This window comes from Pusillimonas sp. (genome assembly GCF_044464525.1).
Lineage (GTDB): Bacteria > Pseudomonadota > Gammaproteobacteria > Burkholderiales > Burkholderiaceae_B > Pusillimonas.
Window position 1 is genome coordinate 1 of the sequence record NZ_JBIQLE010000003.1, and the last position, 19549, is coordinate 19549.

Genomic DNA, 19549 nt, shown 5'->3' on the forward strand with positions numbered 1-19549 from the left:
TAGCACGTTCCGAAGAAGCTGCGCGGGAAAACCCTTGCATGGAAGTTGGAAAGCGCTCCGTAAACACTTCGAACAAGAGGCTTCCAACACATTGGCTACACCATGGCGCGCCGCGCTTTGAGCGCCTAGGGTTGGCCGGTGTGCAACAGCACCTTGTTGCGCTCGACGTAATCCCGCCACATGGCTTCAAGCCGCTGGACGACGTCGGGATGGCTGGCGGCAAGGTCCACGGTTTCCCCCCGATCGGTGTCCATGTTGAACAAGTTCCAGGGGATGTCCTCGAAACCTTGCTCTACAGTGTTGGCGCCCACCGGCTGCCGGCTGAGCTTCCAGGGACCGTCCCGCACATAGGCGGCAATGCCCAGAGCCTCGCCTATCATGCCATGAGGACGCAAGGCAGGCTGCGGCGAAGGCTCTTGCAAGGCCGCCCACTGCGATACCCCTTCTATATCTATGATGTCTCTGCCTTGATAAACGCCTTCGGGAACGGGAATGCCCGCCGCGTGCAACAGGGTGGGCAGCACATCGGTGATGTGCACGGGTATCGTCAGCGGAACACCGGCGTTGGAGGCATCGGGCAGCTTGATGATGGCCGGAGTACTGTTGGAACCTTCCGCCCCCGCCCGGCCCTTCCACATGCGAAATGGCGTGGAGCCGACCTCGGCCCACCGCGCGCCATAGACCGCCGCCGAGCCGGGCTTGCCGAGGTTTTGATAGGAGTTATCCAGGTTGGGCCCTTCCGGCGCCTCGCGGCCATCGTCGGGGCCGTTGTCGGACAGCAGCAGGATCACCGTGTTCTCGTACTGGCCCGTGTCCTTCAAGTGCCGGACCACCCTGCCTATCTGGCGATCCATATTGGTAAGCATGGCCGCATAGATTTCCATGACCCGGGCCTGGTAGGCTTTTTCATCGGCGGCGAGCTGGTCCCAGCGCTTTTCGCCCAGGTTGGGGTCGGGTGGATCGGGGCTTTCATATACCGCAAAATCGGGCGCGATCAGGCCAAGAGCCTTCAGGCGCTGGATGCGCCTTTCGCGTATGACCTGATAGCCGTCATCGTAATGTCCCGCGTAAGCGGCGATGTCCTCTTGCGGAGCCTGCAAGGGAAAATGGCCTGCGGTATACGATAAATAAGCGAAAAACGGCTTGCGCTTTTCCGTATTTTCGTCCGCCTTCAGATAGCCCAGCAGTTTGTCGGTGAAGAAAACCGAAGAATAATAATCTTGCGGAAGGTCATTGGCGCGCAGCAGTTTACCGTTCTCGCCGTATGTGACCAAATCGTAGCGATTTGGCTTGCCGGGCGTCGGAGCAAAATGAGAGCCGCCAAAATCCAGCAACATGAAAGACTGCTCAAAGCCGCGGGCGTCGGGAAAGGAAGCCGGGCGCGGCTGCAAAGGATTGAGCTGGCCCGGGCGGGGGCGGGTGACTTCTTGCGCCAGATGCCATTTTCCGGACATCATGGTGCGATAGCCGCTGTCGCGAAACAGCTCGGGCATCGACAACGCGCCATCGCTGAGATAACCCCGATATTCGTCCGGCAGGTTGTCGAACCCGTACTGTGTGCCGAACGGCGCGAAATCCTGCACGATAAGCGCGGCGACAACCTCGGGATTGATCCCCACACCGACGCGATGATGGTCCGCCCCCGATATCAGCATGGCTCTAGAAGGCGCGCAGACGGCCCCGGAATAAAAGCTGCCAAGCAGCCGTCCGTCGCGAGCCAGTTCATCTATATGGGGAGTGCGGATTTCAGAACCAAAAGCGCCGATATCCGAATAACCGACGTCGTCGATCACAATCATCAGGATATTGGGACGCGTATCAAGAGCCGTGTCGGAACCGCCGCCCGAGCCGCAGGCGCCAAGGGCCAACAGGAGGGCGAGACACATTGGGATACTGCTGAAGGGGGTGCATACGAGCCGACCCGCCTTGATCACCGTGTTCCACATGGTACGCCTCCTTAATGAGGTGTAATGAGCGAGGTGTAGGGAGTGCTACGTGAGAATTGACGTATTGGATTGTAGCGTTATAAAACTTTTATTAACATCTTTATCTGTACGCTACGCGTCACGCCCGCATGCCCACCAAAATCCGCATCGCATATGGACACGGCAATCGAGCCCTTTCCCACCTGGCCCTGCTTCGGCATTGCCGGTTTCGAGCCGGCCTGCGTACGCGGTGTTCGGCGGCGATGGCGTATAGTATAAGAATCCGATTCTTATTGTCTTATCCTTATTGACATGAGCCATAACCCGTCGGCCGAGCCTGCGCTCAGCCACCTCGACGAAAGCGGGCAGATCCGCATGGTCGACGTCAGCAGCAAAGCCTCAACCCAGCGCAGCGCCACGGCTCAATGCCGTGTTCGAATGAGCCCCGAGGCCTATCGCCTGCTTACGGCGCGCGACAACAGCAAAGGAGAAGTCCTCAACACGGCACGCGTGGCCGGCGTCCTGGCCGCCAAGCGCTGCGCTGAACTTATTCCTTTATGCCACAGCCTGCCGCTCAGCTTCGCTGGGGTAGAGTTCTTCCCCGAAGACGAACACCATGCCGTCACGGTCCGGGCCACCTGCCGCACCGACTACAAAACCGGAGTCGAAATGGAGGCCATGACCGCGTGCAGCGTGGCGGCGCTAACCATCTACGATATGTGCAAGGCCGCCGACAAGGGCATCGTCATCGAGGATGTCCGGCTCAAACATAAATCCGGAGGTAAAAGCGGTGAGTGGCATAGCGATTAACGTTCTATATTTCGCGCAGATAGCCGAGCTGACCCAAACGCGCCAGGAATCCTGGGAAATCGAAGGCCCCATCAGCGGTACTGATTGGTTGAGCCGGCTCGAGCAACGCTATCCGCAGCTTGCGCCAACGCGGCGGCTGAAGCTGGCCGTCAACCAATTTCACGCGCGGCCCGACGTCATTATCCAGCCGGGCGACGAAGTGGCCGTGTTCGAGCCGGTAACTGGAGGCTAGCCATGGTCGTTGTGCAACCCCAGGATTTCGACTCTGCCGCCTTGGTGGCCGGGCTTCGCGAGCGCACGGCGGGCGAGGCCGGCGCACTGGTCACCTTTACGGGCTATGTGCGCGACTATGCCCCTGGCAAAGCCACAAAAAGCCTATACCTCGAGCACTACCCGGGCATGTGCGAACGCGAGCTTGAAGAAATCCGCGAGACAGCCCTGTCACGCTGGGACGTTACCGAAATAGTCGTCGTACATCGCCATGGCGAGCTTCACTTGAAAGACCAGATTGTCTTCGTGGCTGTGGCCGGCGCCCATCGGGGCCAGGCCTTTCTGGCCTGCGAATACGTCATAGATGCGCTCAAGACCCGTGCCCCGTTCTGGAAACGTGAAACCCTTGCCGACGGCGAGCGCTTCTGGGTGCAGCAAGACAATGCCGACGCCAAAAAAACCGAGCAATGGAATCAACCATAACGAGACAACAATGAGCAAAGCCGATCCGAATTCCCCCCTTCTGGCGCTGAATTGCGCTGTGCTGACCATCTCTGATTCGCGTACTGCAGAAACCGACACTTCCGGTGATTATCTGGCTGAAAGCCTTGCCTCGGCCGGACATCGCTGCATACGGCGCGGCTTATCCTCAGGCAACAAATACGAACTGCGCAAGATTCTCAGCGACTGGATCGCCGACCCTGAAATCCAGGTCGTCATCACCAACGGCGGCACGGGCTTCTCGCACCAGAAAGCCACCGGCGAGGCGATCACCCCGCTGCTCGACACCACCTTGGCCGGTTTCGGCGAGCTTTTCCGGCATCTTTCCTACCTTGAAATCGGCACGTCTTCCTTGCAATCCGACGCCTTCGCCGGCGTAGCCAACAACACCCTCATTTTCTGTGTGCCCGGCTCTACCAACGCGTGCAAGACCGCGTGGAAGGGAATTATCCAGGAACAGCTCGACAGCACGCATCGACCGTGCAACTTCGCCACACATTACGCAAATATTGCCGATACGCTTCCTTTTTGAACGATATGCTAGATTTTGACGTCGCCCAGGCCCAGCTCCTCGAAGCCGGCAAACCCCTCGAGCACATTGATGATGTTCCTTTGCACAAGGCGCAAGGCCGCATACTGGCGCGTACCCTGAAGGCCGATTTGGACATGCCTCCGGCGGACAACAGCGCCATGGACGGCTATGCGATTCGGTTTGCCGACTACCAACCTGGACGCGGCTTGCCGGTGCAGCAAAGATGCTTCGCGGGCGAACAGCCACAGCCACTGCTATCCGGCCAATGCATTCGCCTGTTTACCGGCAGTGTCATTCCGGAAGGCGCCGACACGGTGATCATGCAAGAAGATTGCACTGAAACCGACAACGTTTTAACCATCAATGAACTGCCGGCGCTGGGTAAAAATATTCGCAAGCGCGGTGAAGACATCCGCCAGGGCAGCGTACTGCTTTCGGCGGGCGACCATATCGGCGCTGCTCAGGTCGCCCTGCTGGCCACCCAGGGCCATGCGCAGGCGCCTGTCTTCCAACGCCTTAAGGTCGGTGTCCTGACCACCGGCGATGAACTGATCGAGCCCGGCAAACCCTTGCAGGCAGCGCAAATCTACAACTCCAACGGCCCCATGCTTGCGGCCCTCATCGAAGGCCTGGGCGCCGAAGCGACCCATGTCCTGCATGCGCCGGACACGCTTGAAGCCACCCAGCAGGCCTTAAGCAAGCTGATCGCCGACTGCGACCTCATCATTAGCGTAGGAGGCGTCTCGGTCGGTGAAAAAGACCTGATCAAGCCCGCCATTGAAAAGGCGGGCGGCACGCTTGATCTGTGGCGCGTCAGAATGAAGCCAGGCAAGCCGGTCGCACTCGCTCATGCGCAGGGCAAGCCCATCGTCTGCCTCCCGGGGAACCCGGTGTCGGCCTTTGCCGTGTTCGCCTTGCTGGTCTCTCCGGTGGTACGCCGGATGCAAGGCCGCGAACAATGCTTGCCGCCCGTCGAATATGCCAGGCTGGACTCCCAAGCGCCCTTCAATGACATTCGCGACGAATTCATTCGCGTCCGGGCCGACCGAAACAGCAACGGCGACACCCGACTAAGCGTGTTCGACCGACAGGGCTCGGGCGTGGTCAGCTCTTTGCCGTGGTCCGACGGACTGGCGCGCATTCCGGCCGGCAAGCAATTTGGCGCCGGCGACCTGGTACCCTTTTATAGCTGGGCCCACTGGCTGGCTTAAGCCTTTCCATCGACTGCGGGCTTGCCGCCCGCCGCCTGCCAATCGGCGGGCGTATTGATGTTGCTGAACAGCGCAGCGTCGTCGCCGAAATCCACCGGCACAGCGCCATGGCGTTCATGCCAGTCGAGCACTTTGCGTCCGCCGCGCAGCAAATAGGCTCGCAGGTCTTCTGATAGTTCCCGGCTTGCCAACATGCAGAGCGGATGCGCACGCCCCCCCGCGAAGGCGTAAGCCAGCGGTGCGCCGCCGGCCACCGCCTGGGCAAGCCGCTGTGGAAGGTCGGAAGGGGGCCGTGGAACGTCCACCGGTGACACCAACAGCCAGCGCCGACGAGAGACGGCCATGACGCTGGCCACCCCGGCCAAAGGGCCGGCGTCGCCGCCGAAGATGGGGTCATCGGGAATGCAGCGCCCGTACCGGCCATAGATATCCGGACTGCGATTGGCGCTGACGTAGACTGTGCTGACGACAGGCTCCAAAAACCTTGCCGCCCGCTGTACCAGCAAAGCGCCATCAAGTTCGAGCAGCCCCTTGTCAACTTCTGGGCCGCTTTCGGCGCGCATACGCCGCGACCGGCCGCCCGCCAATATCAATCCGTCGATATCTTCACGCTTAATCATAGGCAGGCCGTAGTAAGCGCTTGGGTTGGCGTCATCCGCCGATGTAGCTCATCTCGACCTTCTCGCGACGTTTCAGGGCGCCATGATCGGTTTCTTGACCGCGCAGTTCGGAGTAATGGTCGTCACGGCCATGCCAGATGGCGGCCAGCCGGTTACGGATGCGCTCGTCATCGGCCCCGCCGCGCAGCAAAGAGCGAAGGTCATGGCCGGCGTCGGCAAACAGGCACAGAAAAATGCGCCCTTCGGGAGACAGCCGCGCCCGGCTGCAATCGCCGCAAAACGGACGAGAAACGCTGGTGATGACACCGATTTCCCCGCCGCCGTCGGCATAGCGCCAACGCGCGGCCACTTCGCCGCGATAATGTGCGTCGACGGGCTCGAGCGGGTATTCGCGGTTGATGTGATCCAGGATTTGCTTGCCGGTAAGCACCTCGTCGAGATTCCAGCCATTAGTGGAACCGACGTCCATGTACTCGATGAAACGCAAGATATGGCCGGAATTGCGAAATTGCCGGGCCATGGGCAATATTTGCCCATCGTTAAGGCCCTTGCGCACCACCATATTGACCTTGACCGGAGCCAGCCCTACCCGGGCAGCCTCTTCGATACCCTCGAGCACAGTGGCCACGCTGACTTTGCTGTCGCTCATGCGCTCGAACATGGCGTCGTCCAGGGCATCAAGGCTGACGGTAACGCGCTCAAGGCCGGCATCTTTCAGTGCCTGGGCTTTTTTAGCCAGCAAGGTGCCATTGGTGGTAAGCGTAAGATCAACCGGTTCGCCCTCGGGCGTACGCAACCGGGCCAGCAGAGCGACGAGGTTTTCAAGGTGCTTGCGCAGCAGGGGCTCGCCGCCGGTAAGGCGTATCTTGCGTACCCCCAGACCCACCGCAATGCCGGCCACACGCGCAATTTCTTCGAAGCTAAGCAACGACGCGTGGGGCATGAATTCGTAGTCGCTGCCAAAGACTTCGCGCGGCATGCAGTAAGTACATCGAAAATTGCATCGGTCGGTGACCGAGATGCGAAGATCTTGCAGCGGCCGCCGGCGCAAGTCGAGCAGCGCCCCTCCTTTGAAAGGAGCATCGTTCGACTCAAGCGGATGACCCGAAGGTTCCGGGTTCAGATAAATTACTTTGCTCACGGTGTTCATGGTAATCGTTTTTGCTTAGACACGGGAGGCCGCGCGGCTCAATGCCGGGCCAAACGCCTGCTGCAAGCTGAATACCTTGCCGATATCGGCGGCATCGTAGCCGACAAGCTGGCCCACATAGTCGTGATACGGCTTGCTGCCCAGCAGGCCCAGCAGCTGCTGCATAAGCGTGCTGTCGAGGGAATCGCGTTGTACAGCAAAGAAGTAGCGCTCTTTAGCCAAGGGTATGAAATCGAGCCCGCATCGCCAGGCGGCCGTCTCGACGCCTATGCCGACATCGGCCATGCCGCTGGCGATATGGGCGGCAATGGCCATATGGGTGAACTCGCTGCTGTCAAAGCCCTGGATGCGCCGGGTGTCTATGCCCAGACGCTCGAGCATCAACCCGACCAGCAAACGGGTGCTGGAGCCCACCTGCCTATTGACGAAACGGACGCCCGGTTTGACCAGATCGGCCACCGTGTGCACCTGTTTGGGGTTGCCGGGCTGAACGAACATGCCCGTTTCACGCTGAGACAGATAGATGAGGCAATGCTTGTCATCGTCGAGCCAATCACTGTAATGGCGCAAGATGGGCTGCTCAAATTCGCCCGCCGGCACCTGAAACCCCGCCAGATCGCACTCGCCCCGATTAAGAGAGGCCAAGGCTTCAAGCGCCGTGCGATAGCGCAGCTCGATCGGAGAAAGCTCTTGGTCGTTGGCCATCTGCATCAAGCCCTCGACCGCAAAGCCATGGCTGGCGTGCAGACGAAGGCGGGGCCGGCTTTCCGGGTATAGACCCTCGAGTTCTTCTTGAAGCTCGGACGCCATGCTTTCAAGCATGGGCGTGAGACGGGCATCCATACGGCGATTGGCCCACAGAAGATGGCGAGCGAAATCGGTGAGCTTGCTGCCCTGGCGGCGGCTGGTTTCAAGCAAAGGCATGCCGAACTCTTTCTCGGCATTGCGCAGCAACCCCCAGGCATGCCGGTATGAAATCTGGCAAGAGCGGCAGGCGCCGGCGATGTGGCCGACGGCATCGATGGCGGCCAGCAGCCGCAGAATTTCCCCAAGGGCAAAAACCGCCCCGCTGGGCTTTTCGAGCACCCACTCTGAATTAAGGCGAGCCTGGAACTTATATGTCATTCTTTGCCTATTGAAAGCGTGCTTTATACCTAGTAGATTAATATATGTACGCTACCGTTATTATGCATTTCTACTCATAATAAAGCACATGACCTTTATATGTCACGCTGGCCAACCCAACCGGGCATCCGGCCGTGGCAATAGACCAAGCTTCGCCAAGGACCCCAATGAACACGCCGTCGCACCAGGCCCCGCTTTCTGAAGACGCGGTGCTGCAATCTACCCAGCAGGCTCTGCACCGACATGCCGGGCAAAAGGGCAATTTATTGCCCATCTTGCACGACGTCCAGCACGCGCTGGGCCATATCCCCGAGTCTGCCGTGCCCGTCATCGCCAAAGCGCTGCAACTATCGCGGGCCGAAGTGCACGGCGTCATCAGCTTTTACCCCCATTTTCGGCAGACTCCACCTGCCGGCCTTGTGCTCGAAGTCTGTCGTGCCGAGTCCTGTCAGGCCATGGGCGGCGAGCAACTCGCCGCCCATGCCCAAGAAAAGCTGGGTTGCGGCTTTCATGGCACCAGCGTCGACGGCCAGGTATCGCTCGAGCCCGTCTACTGCCTGGGCCTCTGTGCGCAGTCTCCCGCCGTCATGGTCAATGGCCGCCCCCACGCCCGCGTCACGCCCGCCAAGCTGGACCAGCTTCTTGGCGAAGGAGCCCGGCCATGAGCAATACCGTCAAAATCTTTGTACCGCGCGACTCGGCCGCGCTGGCGGTCGGGGCCAATGATGTTGTCCAAGCCATCGAGCGGGAAGCGTCGGCGCGTGGCCAGGCCGTCCACATCGTGCGCAACGGTTCACGCGGCCTGCTCTGGCTGGAACCCATGGTCGAGGTCCAAACCCCGCAAGGCCGGGTTGCCTACGGCCCTGTTGAAGCCCAAGACGTTCCGGGCCTGTTCGATGCCAACTGGTTGCAAGGCGGTTTGCACGCGCTGGGCCACGGCCCAACCGAAGAAATTCCCTATCTCAAGAACCAGCAACGCCTTACCTTTGCGCGCGTGGGCATCACCGACCCGCTCAGCCTCAGCGACTACCAGGCGCACGGCGGCCTTGCCGGGCTCAAGCGGGCCGCCTCCATGAGCCCCGAAGCCATCGTCGATGAAGTCACCGAGTCGGGCCTGCGCGGCCGCGGCGGTGCGGCCTTCCCCACCGGCATCAAATGGAAGACGGTGCTTACCACGCCGGCCGAGCAAAAGTACATTGCCTGTAACGCCGATGAAGGCGATTCAGGCACTTTCTCTGATCGCATGATCATGGAAGGCGACCCCTACACCCTCATCGAGGGCATGACCATCGCCGGCCTGGCGGTGGGCGCCACGTACGGCTATATCTACGTGCGTTCCGAATACCCCGATGCGATCGCCACGCTGAACGCGGCCATCGACAACGCACGCGCTGCCGGGTGGCTGGGCCACGATATCGCCGGCACCGGGCGGGCCTTCGACATGGAAGTGCGCGTCGGCGCCGGCGCCTACATCTGCGGCGAAGAAACCTCCATGCTTGAAAGCCTCGAGGGCAAACGCGGCGAGGTACGCCCCAAACCGCCGCTGCCCGCCATAAAGGGCCTGTTCGGCCAGCCCACCGTCATCAACAACGTCATCTCGCTGGCCACCGTACCCATCATCATGGCCAAAGGCGGCGCCTATTACCGCGACTACGGCATGGGCCGCTCCAAGGGCACCCTGCCCTTCCAGCTTGCGGGCAACATCAAGCAAGGCGGCCTGGTCGAACGCGCCTTCGGCCTTACCTTGCGCGAATTGCTGTACGACTACGGCGGCGGAAGCGCATCCGGCCGGCCCCTGCGAGCCGTACAGGTCGGCGGGCCGCTGGGCGCCTATCTGCCCGAGTCCCAATGGGACACCCCCATCGACTACGAAGCCTATATCGGCATCTCGGCCATGGTCGGCCACGGGGGCCTGGTGGCATTTGACGACACCGTCGACATGTCTAAAATGGCTCAATACGCCATGGAATTCTGTGCCATCGAATCGTGCGGCAAGTGCACGCCCTGTCGCATCGGCTCTACACGCGGCGTCGAGGTTATTGCAAAAATTCGGTCGGGCGAACAACGCGAGCAGCAGGTGCATCTGCTGCGCGACCTGTGCGACACCATGCTGGGCGGCTCGCTGTGCGCCCTGGGCGGAATGACCCCATACCCGGTCTTGTCCGCGCTCGAACATTTCCCAGAAGATTTCGGCCCATCCGAGTCTTCACAACCGGCCGCCAGCGCCGTCTGACATCCGGAGCCCAACATGCTAGAAACCATCGTCCAACGCGAACGTGACTTCGGCACCCCGCCGTCACTCAATACCGAAACCGTCGCCCTTACCATCGACGGCGTCGAGTGCACCGTGCCCGAGGGCACTTCGGTAATGCGGGCGGCCGCCATCGCCGGCATCAACATTCCCAAGCTGTGCGCTACCGACAGCCTCGAGGCCTTTGGCTCGTGCCGGCTTTGCCTGGTCGAGATCGAAGGTCGGCGCGGCTATCCAGCCTCGTGCACCACGCCTGTCGAGCCCGGCATGGTCATCCGTACCGAAACGCCCAAGCTCCATGATCTGCGCCGCAACGTCATGGAGCTCTACATCTCCGACCACCCGCTCGACTGCCTCACCTGTCCGGCCAACGGCGATTGCGAGCTGCAAGACATGGCCGGCGTTGTCGGCCTGCGCAACGTGCGCTATGGCTTCGAAGGCGCCAATCACCTCGATGACGCTACCGATAGCTCCAATCCGTATTTCGATTATGACCCGTCCAAGTGCATAGTATGCAGCCGCTGTGTGCGCGCCTGCGACGAGGTTCAGGGCACATTCGCACTTACCATTGTCGGCCGCGGCTTCGACTCGCGCGTCGCTGCGGGGCAGAACGACTCTTTCCTGGACAGCGACTGCGTTTCCTGCGGGGCCTGCGTACAGGCCTGCCCCACCTCCACCCTGATCGAAAAAACGGTCGTCGAGATGGGCCAGCCCGAGCATTCCGTCATCACCACCTGTGCCTACTGCGGTGTGGGTTGCGCCTTCAAGGCCGAAATGAAAGGCGACCAGGTCGTGCGCATGGTTCCCTGGAAAGACGGCCAGGCCAACCGCGGTCACTCTTGCGTTAAAGGCCGTTTCGCCTGGGGCTATGCCACCCACCAAGATCGCATCACCAAGCCCATGATCCGGGCCAGCATTCAAGACCCCTGGCGCGAAGTCAGTTGGGATGAAGCCATCGGGCACGCCGCTTCAGAACTCAAGCGCATCCAGGCCAAATACGGCCAGAACTCCATCGGCGGGCTTACATCATCACGTTGCACCAACGAAGAAACCTATCTGGTGCAAAAGCTGGTGCGTGCCGCCTTCGGAACCAATAACGTCGATACCTGCGCGCGCGTCTGCCACTCGCCCACGGGCTACGGCCTCAAGACCACCATGGGCGAGTCGGCCGGCACCCAAACGTTCGATTCGGTCATGTTCACCGATGTGATCATTATCATGGGCGCCAACCCCAGCGCGGCTCATCCGGTATTCGCATCGCGACTCAAGCGTCGCCTGCGCGAAGGCGCCAAGCTTATCGTGATCGACCCGCGCAGCATCGAACTGGTCGACTCACCCCACGTCAAGGCCGACTACCACCTTCCGGTGCTTCCCGGCACCAACACGGCGCTGCTTACCGCCATGGCGCACGTCATTGCCACCGAAGGCCTGATCGACGAAGCCTTCGTTGCCGAACGCTGCGAACTGCCGGCCTTCGAACAATGGCGTGATTTCGTCTCGCAACCTGAAAACTCGCCCGAAGCCACGGCTGAAATTACCGGCGTGCCCGCCGCCGACGTACGCGGCGCGGCACGTCTGTTCGCCACCCAAGGCAATGGCTCAATCTACTATGGCCTGGGCGTTACCGAGCACAGCCAAGGCTCGACTACCGTGATGGCCATCGCCAACCTTGCCATGGCCACCGGCAACCTTGGCCGCGAAGGCGTGGGCGTCAACCCGTTGCGCGGCCAGAACAACGTGCAAGGGTCTTGCGACATGGGCTCTTTCCCGCACGAGCTGCCCGGCTATCGCCACGTAAGCGACGATGCCGTACGCGGCGATTTCGAGCGCGACTGGGGCGTAACCCTGCAAGCCGAGCCCGGCCTGCGCATTCCCAACATGTTCGACGCAGCCCTTAGCGGTTCATTCAAGGGCCTGTATTGCCAAGGCGAAGATATCGCCCAATCCGATCCCAACACGCAACATGTGGCGGCGGCGCTTTCGGCCATGGAATGCGTTATTGTCCAAGACATCTTCCTGAACGAAACCGCCAAATACGCCCACGTTTTCCTGCCCGGTTCCAGCTTCCTTGAAAAAGACGGCACCTTCACCAACGCCGAACGCCGCGTGTCGCGCGTACGCAAGGTCATGGAACCCCTGGGCGGCATGGGCGACTGGGAAGCCACCTGCTCACTAGCCACGGCCATGGGCTATCCCATGCATTACAAGCATCCCAGCGAGATCATGGACGAAATCGCTCGCCTTACCCCCACCTTCCACGGCGTGTCGTTCGACAAGATCGACGAACTGGGCGGCAGCGTGCAGTGGCCCTGCAACGAAGAAGCCCCCGACGGCACTCCCACCATGCACGTCGATGAGTTCGTGCGCGGCAAGGGCAGGTTCATGGTCACCAAATACGTGCCCAGCGACGAGCGCAGCACGCGCAAGTATCCCTTGCTTCTTACCACCGGCCGCATTCTGTCTCAATACAACGTGGGCGCCCAGACACGGCGCACTGCCAATAGCCTGTGGCACAACGAAGACGTACTCGAGATCCACCCTCAAGACGCCGAAGATCGCGGTATTTCGCAAGGCGACTGGGTGGCCGTGCAAAGCCGGGTCGGCGAAACCGTGCTGCGCGCCGACATCACCGAAAGGGTGCAGCCGGGCGTGGTCTATACCACCTTCCACTTCCCCGAGTCGGGCGCCAACGTGGTAACCACCGACAACTCCGACTGGGCCACCAACTGTCCCGAATATAAGGTAACGGCGGTGCAGGCAAGGCTGGTCACCCAGCCCTCCGACTGGCAGGCGGGATGGTCGCGTTTCAGCGACGTGCAGCAAAAGCTGCTGCGCGACCGTTTACGCGAAGGTGAAAGCCCTGCCGAAGGCGGGGCCGGCATAAAACACGAAAACGCAACAGTCGAACAACTGTAGACTGTCAGCCATGCAATCCGCTCATCCGAAACTGGACGCGGCCCCGCCGGATGAACAGGCGGGGCATGCGGCTCATACTGTGCATAGGCAACGGCCCGGGGTGTCCTATGCACCCGAGCCCGACCAGCTCGCACGCGAAATACCCATTGCGCTCGAATACAACGGAATCGCGCATGCGACAGTGCTGGCCACGCCCTGCAACCTCGAAGACTTCGCTTACGGGTTTTCGTATACCGAGGGAATCGTGCGCTCGGCTCGCGACATCTACGACGTCGAGCTCGAGGCACGCGACAAAGGCATCGTGGTTCAGCTAACCATCGCCGGCGCCTGCTTGAATCAACTCAAGCTTCGTCGCCGCAACCTGGCGGGGCGCACGGGCTGCGGCCTGTGCGGTCTCGAAAGCCTGGACGAAGTGCAGCGTACGCTGCCTGCGCTACCCGAACGGCCCGCCTTCCTCAAGGCGCAAGCTATTGCCGCCGCCACCGAGGCGTTGCGCGAACTGCAGCCGCTGCATCTGGAAACCGGCGCAACACACGCCGCCGGCTGGGCAAATATGCAAGGCGAGATACAAGCGGTACGCGAAGACGTCGGGCGCCACAATGCGCTGGACAAGCTCATTGGCCATTTGCTGCAAAAAGGCCAGGATACTTCTGATGGCTTCGCCGTCATCTCAAGCCGCGCCAGTTTCGAAATGGTGCAAAAAGCAGCGGCGGCGGGCATGTCGGCCGTAGTGGCGGTGTCGGCGCCCACTTCCTACGCGGTGCAAATGGCCAACGAGCTTAACGTGCTGCTGGCCGGCTTCGCGCGCAAGGATGTGTTCACCGTTTACTCGCACCCCGAATTCCTGATCCCTTACGAATCAATATAGGTATAGCCTTGAACAACATCGACCACCTCATAAAGATGGCCAATAGCATCGGCGACTTCTTCGAGGCCATGCCAGATCGCCAGGAAGGACTGGACGGCATCGCCGACCACATCAAAAAATTTTGGGAACCCCGCATGCGTACCGCCATGCTGGATTTTTTGGCGGAACACCCCGATGGCCGCGGCCAAGAAGCCCAGCTTAGCGATATCGTCAAGCAAGCCATCGTCAGCCACCGCGAACTTCTCGCTCCCAAAGTCCACTGAAGACACCGGCCGCTGAATATCACCTTGGGCATATAAAAAAGGGCGGCTATTTAGCCGCCCGTGTACTAATCAACCGCACACTATTCGACTGGGTCTTTGACACGATAGACCAGCACCGCCGTGCGAGCCAGGCCCAGCACCTTGACTGTAACGCTGCCCAGCAGCAGGCGCGATAAGCCCGTGCGGCCGTGGCTGCCGATGAAGATCAGATCGCAATTGTTGTCGGTGGACGCTTGCACGATTCCATCGGCCACATTAAAGCTGGACACAGTTTGAGATGTAGCCGTTACGCCCGCCGTGGATGCGCGATCGAGAACCGCCTGCAGATATTTTTGCGCTTGCTGAGCCGCTGTTTTTTCGTAGTCTTCGTCGGTAATGGCATAAGCGGCGGCCATTCCATCGAAGCCGACCGTTGCAGCAAAAGGCTGCGTAACATACAAGGCGACGACTTCAGCACCTATTTGGCGCGCCAGGCAAACGCCTTTGTTGGCAGCCTGGGCTGCGAGTGACGAACCATCGGTGGGGATTAATATCTTTTTAAACATTGCGGTTCCCGTGGATTGAAGGATGCTTCCATTAGCTATGCCTCTATCCTAGCCATAACCCAACTAAAAACATACCGGTGAAAACGCGGATGTTTGCGTCTGATCAATAGCCCGCATGATCGTGCGTCGGCATCGGACACGGCTAACGGCCTTTCGATGCCTGATACAAATGGGTACAACGCGTACCGCTGCGGCAGTAGGCCAATACCGGTGCAGGCAGTGTATCGAGCAATTGCCCAAAGCGCTCGACGTCTTGCTGCGTCATGGCGCCGCTGACAACGGGCTGATATTCCACCCGCAGCCCGGCGGCTTGGGCCGCGGCAATAACATCGGCCGAAGTGGGCTGCTCGACACCACCTTCGTAGTCGGGCCGATTGATGATGACGCTTTTATACCCTGCCTCGGCGACGGCGCGCATATCTTCGGGCGTAAGCTGAGGCGCCACGGCAAAGTCGGCGCTTAAGGGGTTGATGGGAGTAGCCACAATGTTTCTCCAAAATTAAAACGCGTCCAGCAAGGGCTGGATTTTATGTTCTTGCAGCCAACGCCCCATCTCGTCTCCGGAAAGCACATTGAATTCAGCAAGACGTTGCGGGCCAAGAGGGTCGGCCTTGTCGACGTGGGCGGCCGGATGACACATGAATACATCCCTGTCGCCGATCTGGCGCAACCACGCCGCAAGCAAGTCGCGATAAGCGGTCTCGCCGCCTTGAAAATCATACACTCCCGCGAACCTTGCATTCAAGCTGAACCCTGCCTTGCGGGCGCCGCGCGCCAGCACACCAGCGCCAAGCGCCTGGATGATCAGCGCCTTGGTGCGATACGCCGCCGCCGGGCCCCTCAGAGGTATGGCATGCGTACCGCGCAGCCATGGCGGCCTAATATTGCGATAGCGCTGCAAAAGTGTGTCGAGCAGGACGTCGCGGATAACGGGCAGTTGATGAATGTGCTGGTGACCATCGACAAAATGGGGAGGCCGATTGAATACCTCCTCGAAACTGTCAAGCTGGTTCTGGATCTGCGCTCGCAGCGTATTGCGGTCGAGCCGGCGCAAATAGGCGCGACGGATCAACTGGGGCAAGGGCAGGTACAATTCCTGCGTTTTGTCCGACGAGGTTCGCATGCAGGCACGCCCGAGCGGTTCGGTGAAGTTCAAGTGCAAACCAAGCTGCACGCCCGTCTTGGCAAGCTCAAGCGCATGAGCCGAGAATGTCGGCCCTTGCGTCAGGCAACTGGCGGCGCTAAGGCGTCCCTGCCGGGCCAGGCGTATGATGCCTGTGTCGACGGCCGGGTTCATGCCAAAGTCGTCGGCGCAAAACACCACGCTCTTGGTCTGGCTATCTACGTTCACAACCCCTCTTCTGAAAAACAGTGCTTATGCTGAAGCTGTTCAAGCAGATAAGCTGGTTCATCGCCACCGGCTGCGCCGCGGCCTTTACACACTGGCTGGTGGCTGTGCTGTGCGTGCGAGAACTGGCGCTTGATCCGTTGCTGGCGAACCTTGCCGGCTGGCTGGTCGCCTTTTTTGTATCGTTTCTGGGTCACTACCACTTTACCTTCAGGCATCAACGCGGCCCCTGGGTCCGCGCAGCACGGCGATTCTTCGCGGTGTCCGCACTGGGATTCTGCATCAACGAACTGGCTTACGCGTATTTGCTTCATGTTACGGCCATCAGATACGACGTGCTGCTTGCCATGATCTTAATCGGTTTGGCGGCATTAACTTTCATTCTAGGGCGATTCTGGGCATTCCGCCTTAAGAGCTGAACCGCCGACGGCACAACGAGCTCTTGGTTGCGCTCATGACGCCCAAGTTATGTGCCGCGGTCACTCCAAGGCAACCTGGGGTATGGCTACGCAAACCGCATCGCGTACATCCGGGCCGATTCGCCAGGCATGGAAGACGCCCGTTGAGACTTCTGGTTCATTCAACCGGAATTCGGGCAGCCTCCCGAGCGCCGATGCACGGCCCACCAGCCAGTGGTTTCCGGCAGCGTGGGTGCAGACGCGCGCCAGCAGGTCATCGTGCGTGACCAACAGTTGGCTTGCCAGCACGGGGGCAAAGGGGGCGGCGTCGAACAATTCTTTGCGCCAGTTATCCGTGCTGTGTATATCTTCCGCCCTCCAGTCGGCCACTACCCAGGCCGGACGCGCCGAACGAAGATAGAAATTGAGGTCATAGTGCATGCGGTCCAGCATCACAATTTGATCTTCAGCCTGTATCAAGCCGTCAAGCCGCGCGGCAAGCGTCTTGGCCGACGGACGGTTAGCCAGCGACAGGGCCATCACTGCCGCCAAGCAGATGGCGGCCGAGATCATCGTACAGACCCCAAGCAGCCGCCCCGCCTTTTGATCGGCGTTTTGAAGGCGCCGGCCAAAAATATCGGCAATGAAGTACGCAACCGGCGGCGAGCAGGGCAGGACATATCCGGCGAGCTTCGAATTGGGAATCGAAAAAAACACGAAAACGACCAAAAACCAGACGACCATCAGGCCACGCAAGGCGCTGCCCTCATCCCTGCCCCAATATCCTTTTTCAAACAGTCGCCACAACTGAGTGGACCACGGCAAGGTCAACAGGATCAGCACCGGCAAGTAGAACCAGAAGGGACGCGCGTTGTTGAACCCGCCTTCCAGATAACGATGAAAGTGCTGATAAAGAATGTAGTAATCGAAGAAGCCTTCGTAACGCGCTTGCATCGCCGCCATCCACGGCAGCGAGACCGCCAGCAGAAGCGCCAAGCCCGGAAGCCACATCAGCCCGAGCAACACCCCGAAACGGCGCCGACCGAGCAGCCATAGGCCAATAACGCCTGCGGGCAGAACTATGCCAATTAGTCCTTTGGCCAAGAAGCCCAGCGCTAAGGCAACGTAAGCCAGCGCCAAGACGCGGCGATAAGGCTTTTTTACCTCGAGACGCAATGCCGCCGATGCCGCCAGCACAATGGTGGCGGTAATGATGCCCGCCACCAGCATGTCGAGGTTGGCGTAATGTGAAGCACCAAAGACGAAGGGCTGCACCGCCAACACCAGCGCCGCGATCGTGGCCTGCAAACGGGTGGCGTGCGCTTTCAGAAACCAATAAACAGACGCGACCATCAGCGTCGCGCCCAGCACCGAAGCCATCCGCGCCGCCCACTCGTTCGGGCCGAAGGTCCATAGAGACGCTGCGGTAAGCCAGTAGAAAAGCGGTGGCTTATGAAAAAACGGCAAGCCGTTCAATAGCGGTACGCCCCACTCGCCATGGCTGAGCATGCCCCAGGCGACGCCCACGTATCGGCCTTCATCAGGAAGCAGCAGGGGCCAAGACCAGGTGCTGGCAGCGAACCAGGCAAACGCCATAAGGGCGATAAGCCATGTGGGGCGGGCGCGCATCAGCGTACTCGTCAAGTTCATTGGCGGAATATAAAAAGGGTTGAGCGGGGAAACTAGAGGGCTGCAGCCTGGGTGGGCGCGGCGAAGCGGGACGGCGTTGCCGTCGCGCGATAGCAACAGAAACGGCCCGGCTTGATCATTGATTGATTACCCGATTGACGGGCTGCGGCCGCCGCTCGCCGGTGAAGAGTTCGGGATGGGTGAGCGACATGCGCTGCCCCAGGCCCTGGCCTTTTTGATTGCGCACCAGATAGAGCGGCCGGTTCTTGACCTCGCCAAATATGCGGGCGATGTATTCGCCCAGCACGCCGATGGAAATGAGGTTAATGCCGGCGAAAAACAACACCACCGTAATGAGAGAGGCCCAGCCTTGGACCGGATCGCCGAACATGAAATATTTGACGATGATGAACAGCCCATAGGCAAACGAAAGCAGCGACAACACAATGCCCGCCATGCTAAGCAAGCGAAGGGGCCAGGTTGTAAACGCGGTAAGGCCGTCTAGCGCGAAATGGAATAGCTTGAACGGCTTAAAGCTGGTGGCGCCATATAAGCGCTGCGGAGGCGTATAGGCAAAAGGCTCGGTCTTGAAGCCGACCCATGCGAACAGGCCCTTCATGAATCGGTTGCGCTCGGGCAACAGCAGCAAGGCATCAACCACCTTGCGGTCCATTAGCCGGAAATCGCCGGCGTTTTCCGGTACGGTAAGCCCGCCCGAAGTGCGCATAAGCCGGTAGAAGCACTTCGTACCCAGCCGCTTGAACACGGATTCGTCTTCGCGCGTGGTGCGCACAGCGTAGACCATGTCGATGCCCTGCCGCCAGCGCTCGAGCATGGGCGCAATAAGTGCAGGGGGATGCTGAAGATCGGCGTCTAGCGTGACCACAACCTGACCGCGTGCGGCCTCAAGGCCCGCGCTAAGGGCGGCCTCCTTGCCGAAATTGCGCGACAATTGTACGTACACCACCTGAGGATGCTGGCGTGACAAGGTATCGAGAAGCTCGGGAGTATTGTCGGTGCTGCCGTCGTCGATGACGATGATTTCAAAAGCCGGAGCCAGGGAAGACAAGGCCGACACCAAGCTGGGAACCAGAACGCCCAGGTTGGCCGCCTCGTTCAGGCAAGGCACAACACAACTTATGGTTGAAGGCTGTTCAAGGATTTTGTGGGGCATGTATACCGGCGGGCCGCTACTTGTAACTACACTGGAAGCAACAGGTTAAATAGTGAATTCAACAACATATGTT

Annotated in this window: 20 protein-coding genes; 11 read left to right on the forward strand and 9 right to left on the reverse strand. The window is 60.2% G+C overall.

Annotated features, from left to right (window positions below; all coding sequences use genetic code 11):
- Positions 1–125 precede the first annotated feature (125 nt).
- A complete protein-coding gene (locus ACIY1O_RS02245; RefSeq protein ID WP_397473449.1) occupies positions 126–1886 on the reverse strand; it encodes an arylsulfatase in 1761 nt (586 codons plus the stop codon).
- Between the two features lie 351 nt (positions 1887–2237).
- Here ACIY1O_RS02245 and moaC point away from each other — a divergent pair, with 351 nt between their 5' ends.
- From moaC to ACIY1O_RS02270, 5 genes are read left to right on the forward strand one after another with little or no spacing between them, the layout of a single operon-like run.
- Entirely contained in the window at positions 2238–2735 is a 498-nt protein-coding gene (gene moaC / locus ACIY1O_RS02250) for a cyclic pyranopterin monophosphate synthase MoaC (RefSeq protein ID WP_397473450.1), read from the forward strand.
- On the forward strand, positions 2716–2967 hold the full coding sequence (locus ACIY1O_RS02255) for a MoaD/ThiS family protein (protein WP_397473451.1): 252 nt from the start codon (positions 2716–2718) through the stop codon (positions 2965–2967). The genes moaC and ACIY1O_RS02255 overlap by 20 nt, the downstream gene beginning before the upstream one ends.
- 2 nt (positions 2968–2969) lie before the next feature.
- Positions 2970–3428, forward strand: a complete 459-nt coding sequence (locus tag ACIY1O_RS02260; RefSeq protein WP_397473452.1) for a molybdenum cofactor biosynthesis protein MoaE — start codon at positions 2970–2972, stop codon at positions 3426–3428.
- A gap of 10 nt (positions 3429–3438) precedes the next feature.
- Positions 3439–3978, forward strand: a complete 540-nt coding sequence (gene moaB, locus ACIY1O_RS02265; protein WP_397473453.1) for a molybdenum cofactor biosynthesis protein B — start codon at positions 3439–3441, stop codon at positions 3976–3978.
- Between the two features lie 5 nt (positions 3979–3983).
- A complete protein-coding gene (locus ACIY1O_RS02270) occupies positions 3984–5189 on the forward strand; it encodes a molybdopterin molybdotransferase MoeA (RefSeq protein ID WP_397473631.1) in 1206 nt (401 codons plus the stop codon).
- On the opposite strand, the gene mobA is transcribed toward ACIY1O_RS02270, so the two are convergent.
- From mobA to ACIY1O_RS02285, 3 genes are read right to left on the reverse strand one after another with little or no spacing between them, the layout of a single operon-like run.
- Complete coding sequence (gene mobA / locus ACIY1O_RS02275) at positions 5186–5809, reverse strand: molybdenum cofactor guanylyltransferase MobA (protein WP_397473454.1); 624 nt, start codon at positions 5807–5809, stop codon at positions 5186–5188. The genes ACIY1O_RS02270 and mobA overlap by 4 nt on opposite strands.
- Before the next feature lie 31 nt (positions 5810–5840).
- Positions 5841–6950 (reverse strand): GTP 3',8-cyclase MoaA, encoded by a 1110-nt coding sequence (gene moaA, locus ACIY1O_RS02280; protein ID WP_397473632.1) that lies wholly within the window; start codon positions 6948–6950, stop codon positions 5841–5843.
- 24 nt (positions 6951–6974) lie between these two features.
- Positions 6975–8084, reverse strand: coding sequence for a substrate-binding domain-containing protein (locus ACIY1O_RS02285; RefSeq protein ID WP_397473455.1), 1110 nt, complete (start codon positions 8082–8084; stop codon positions 6975–6977).
- Positions 8085–8251: 167 nt separating this feature from the next.
- Between ACIY1O_RS02285 and ACIY1O_RS02290 the strand changes: the two genes are divergently transcribed.
- The 5 genes from ACIY1O_RS02290 to ACIY1O_RS02310 are packed head-to-tail and all read left to right on the forward strand — an operon-like array spanning position 8252 to position 14382.
- The gene (locus ACIY1O_RS02290; RefSeq protein ID WP_397473456.1) at positions 8252–8749 is read left to right on the forward strand and encodes a formate dehydrogenase subunit gamma; all 498 of its coding nucleotides are present in this window, start codon (positions 8252–8254) and stop codon (positions 8747–8749) included.
- Positions 8746–10317: a formate dehydrogenase beta subunit gene (locus tag ACIY1O_RS02295; RefSeq protein WP_397473457.1), complete on the forward strand. Its 1572-nt coding sequence runs from the start codon at positions 8746–8748 to the stop codon at positions 10315–10317. Before ACIY1O_RS02290 ends, ACIY1O_RS02295 begins: the two co-directional genes overlap by 4 nt.
- Before the next feature lie 15 nt (positions 10318–10332).
- A complete protein-coding gene (gene fdhF / locus ACIY1O_RS02300; protein ID WP_397473458.1) occupies positions 10333–13251 on the forward strand; it encodes a formate dehydrogenase subunit alpha in 2919 nt (972 codons plus the stop codon).
- 10 nt (positions 13252–13261) lie between these two features.
- Positions 13262–14119, forward strand: coding sequence for a formate dehydrogenase accessory sulfurtransferase FdhD (fdhD, locus tag ACIY1O_RS02305; protein ID WP_397473459.1), 858 nt, complete (start codon positions 13262–13264; stop codon positions 14117–14119).
- An 8-nt stretch (positions 14120–14127) separates the two neighbouring features.
- On the forward strand, positions 14128–14382 hold the full coding sequence (locus ACIY1O_RS02310; RefSeq protein ID WP_397473460.1) for a formate dehydrogenase subunit delta: 255 nt from the start codon (positions 14128–14130) through the stop codon (positions 14380–14382).
- 80 nt (positions 14383–14462) lie between these two features.
- On the opposite strand, the gene ACIY1O_RS02315 is transcribed toward ACIY1O_RS02310, so the two are convergent.
- The 3 genes from ACIY1O_RS02315 to ACIY1O_RS02325 form a co-directional block, all read right to left on the reverse strand.
- Positions 14463–14927, reverse strand: coding sequence for a universal stress protein (locus ACIY1O_RS02315; protein WP_397473461.1), 465 nt, complete (start codon positions 14925–14927; stop codon positions 14463–14465).
- A 142-nt stretch (positions 14928–15069) separates the two neighbouring features.
- Positions 15070–15411: a protein tyrosine phosphatase family protein gene (locus tag ACIY1O_RS02320; protein ID WP_397473462.1), complete on the reverse strand. Its 342-nt coding sequence runs from the start codon at positions 15409–15411 to the stop codon at positions 15070–15072.
- 15 nt (positions 15412–15426) lie between these two features.
- Positions 15427–16278, reverse strand: a complete 852-nt coding sequence (locus tag ACIY1O_RS02325; protein ID WP_397473463.1) for a ChbG/HpnK family deacetylase — start codon at positions 16276–16278, stop codon at positions 15427–15429.
- A 26-nt stretch (positions 16279–16304) separates the two neighbouring features.
- Between ACIY1O_RS02325 and ACIY1O_RS02330 the strand changes: the two genes are divergently transcribed.
- Complete coding sequence (locus ACIY1O_RS02330; RefSeq protein WP_397473464.1) at positions 16305–16694, forward strand: GtrA family protein; 390 nt, start codon at positions 16305–16307, stop codon at positions 16692–16694.
- A gap of 60 nt (positions 16695–16754) precedes the next feature.
- Here the strand turns inward: ACIY1O_RS02330 and ACIY1O_RS02335 are convergent, their stop codons facing one another.
- A complete protein-coding gene (locus ACIY1O_RS02335; protein WP_397473465.1) occupies positions 16755–18302 on the reverse strand; it encodes an ArnT family glycosyltransferase in 1548 nt (515 codons plus the stop codon).
- Positions 18303–18438: 136 nt separating this feature from the next.
- A complete protein-coding gene (locus ACIY1O_RS02340) occupies positions 18439–19476 on the reverse strand; it encodes a glycosyltransferase family 2 protein (protein ID WP_397473466.1) in 1038 nt (345 codons plus the stop codon).
- Positions 19477–19549: the final 73 nt, after the last annotated feature.